This is a genomic window from Streptococcus sp. HMSC072D05 (assembly GCF_001815805.1).
Classification (GTDB): domain Bacteria; phylum Bacillota; class Bacilli; order Lactobacillales; family Streptococcaceae; genus Streptococcus.
On sequence record NZ_KV822011.1, the window covers coordinates 1 to 2163 of the forward strand.

The 2163-nt window shown below is 36.5% G+C and carries 2 protein-coding genes and 1 tRNA gene; all 3 read left to right on the forward strand.

The window, feature by feature from the left end; genetic code table 11:
• Positions 1 to 5: 5 nt before the first annotated feature.
• Positions 6 to 79 (forward strand) — tRNA-Asn (locus HMPREF3057_RS03280).
• Between the two features lie 208 nt (positions 80 to 287).
• Positions 288 to 524 carry a sigma(X)-activator ComW gene (gene comW, locus HMPREF3057_RS10345; RefSeq protein ID WP_000939509.1) on the forward strand — a complete coding sequence of 79 codons (237 nt, stop codon included), beginning with the start codon at positions 288 to 290 and terminating at the stop codon, positions 522 to 524.
• A 241-nt stretch (positions 525 to 765) separates the two neighbouring features.
• The gene (locus HMPREF3057_RS03290) at positions 766 to 2052 is read left to right on the forward strand and encodes an adenylosuccinate synthase (protein ID WP_070696445.1); all 1287 of its coding nucleotides are present in this window, start codon (positions 766 to 768) and stop codon (positions 2050 to 2052) included.
• The last annotated feature ends 111 nt before the right edge of the window (positions 2053 to 2163 follow it).

Below are 2163 nucleotides of genomic sequence, written 5' to 3' on the forward strand. Positions count from 1 at the left end.
TTTTATCCGCCATAGCTCAGTTGGTAGTAGCGCATGACTGTTAATCATGATGTCGTAGGTTCGAGTCCTACTGGCGGAGTATAAATCAAAACGTTCAACTGAGCGTTTTTTTATTTATAAATATAGTGGATTGTTGAAATTTCAAATTTTAATTTTTAAATCTGTAATTACCTCTTTATTTTATTTTTAGTTCGTTTAGCTTTAAATTCTTCTTTTATAGGATTTGAAACTTTTTTAGTTCCTTCTTTTGTTAGACTAGTGTTACTAATAAGAAAGGGAATTTTTATATGCTTCAGAAATTTTATGATCGAGCATTTGTCTTTTTGAAACTAGTTGAACAAGAATATGCCTCTTTAGGTCAGAGTTGTTCAGAGTGGGAATCACTTCATCTTCGGTTTTTACTATATTATTTAATCCGATTTAAAATAAAAAGTGATAGGGACTTTTCACTATATCACTTTAAAACAGCTTATCGTCTATATCTAGATAAATTCCTGCAAGGTGGTACCACTCTCATCCAATAGGAAGTATCTATATCATAATTACGAACGATTGTTGTAGATATATTTTAAAAAATATAGAATTAGCTTATAATCAAAGGTTTTTATATTTAGAAATGAGAGAATTTCCAAATCTTTTCTACTGTTTCTTCTTGATAAAATAGTGTTTTTTTCTTATAATAAATTGTAAGATATAATTGCGGGTGGAATTCCTGCCATGTATATGAGAAAGGACGAGCTCCTAGTAGCTCAGACGATTTTTATTATGACTTCAGTTGTTGTTGTAGGTACCCAATGGGGTGATGAAGGTAAAGGGAAAATTACAGATTTTCTTTCAGCTAATGCAGAGGTAATTGCTCGTTATCAAGGTGGTGATAATGCAGGTCACACGATTGTGATTGATGGTAAGAAATTTAAGTTGCACTTGATTCCATCTGGAATTTTCTTTCCTGAAAAAATCTCTGTTATTGGGAATGGGATGGTTGTAAACCCTAAATCTCTAGTAAAAGAGTTGAATTATCTTCATGAAGAAGGTGTGACAACAGATAATTTGCGCATTTCGGATCGTGCGCATGTCATTTTACCATATCACATTGAATTAGACCGTTTGCAAGAGGAAGCTAAGGGCGACAATAAAATTGGTACTACAATCAAGGGAATCGGTCCAGCCTATATGGATAAAGCTGCTCGTGTTGGAATTCGTATTGCAGATCTTTTGGATAAAGAAATTTTTCGTGAGCGTTTGGAACGCAATCTTGCGGAAAAGAATCGTTTGTTTGAAAAATTATATGATAGTACCCCTATTTCAGTTGACGATATTTTTGAAGAATACTATGAGTATGGTCAACAAATCAAGCAATACGTGACAGATACATCCGTTATCTTGAATGATGCGCTTGATAATGGCAAACGTGTGCTGTTTGAAGGTGCGCAAGGTGTTATGCTAGATATCGACCAAGGTACGTATCCATTTGTTACGTCGTCAAACCCTGTCGCTGGTGGTGTGACAATTGGGTCTGGTGTTGGCCCAAGTAAGATTGACAAGGTTGTAGGTGTTTGTAAAGCCTATACGAGTCGTGTAGGTGACGGACCTTTCCCAACTGAATTATTTGATGAAGTGGGGGATCGCATCCGTGAAGTAGGTCATGAATACGGTACAACAACTGGTCGTCCACGTCGTGTAGGTTGGTTTGATTCAGTTGTGATGCGTCACAGCCGCCGTGTATCTGGGATTACCAATCTTTCATTGAACTCTATCGATGTTTTGAGTGGTTTGGATACTGTGAAAATCTGTGTGGCCTATGATCTTGATGGTCAACGTATTGATTACTATCCTGCTAGTCTTGAGCAGTTGAAACGTTGCAAGCCAATCTACGAGGAATTGCCAGGTTGGTCAGAAGACATCACTGGAGTCCGTAATTTAGAAGACCTTCCTGAGAATGCACGTAACTATGTTCGTCGTGTAAGCGAGTTGGTTGGTGTTCGTATCTCAACTTTCTCAGTAGGTCCCGGTCGTGAACAAACTAATATTTTAGAAAGTGTTTGGTCATAGGAGATTTTTAAGATTAGTTTAAGACAGGTTGGGTATACTATAGACAGTTACAAGAAGACCTCCTAACTTGTTGTAACAAATATCCTAAACTTTTCTTTTTCATAATAATCT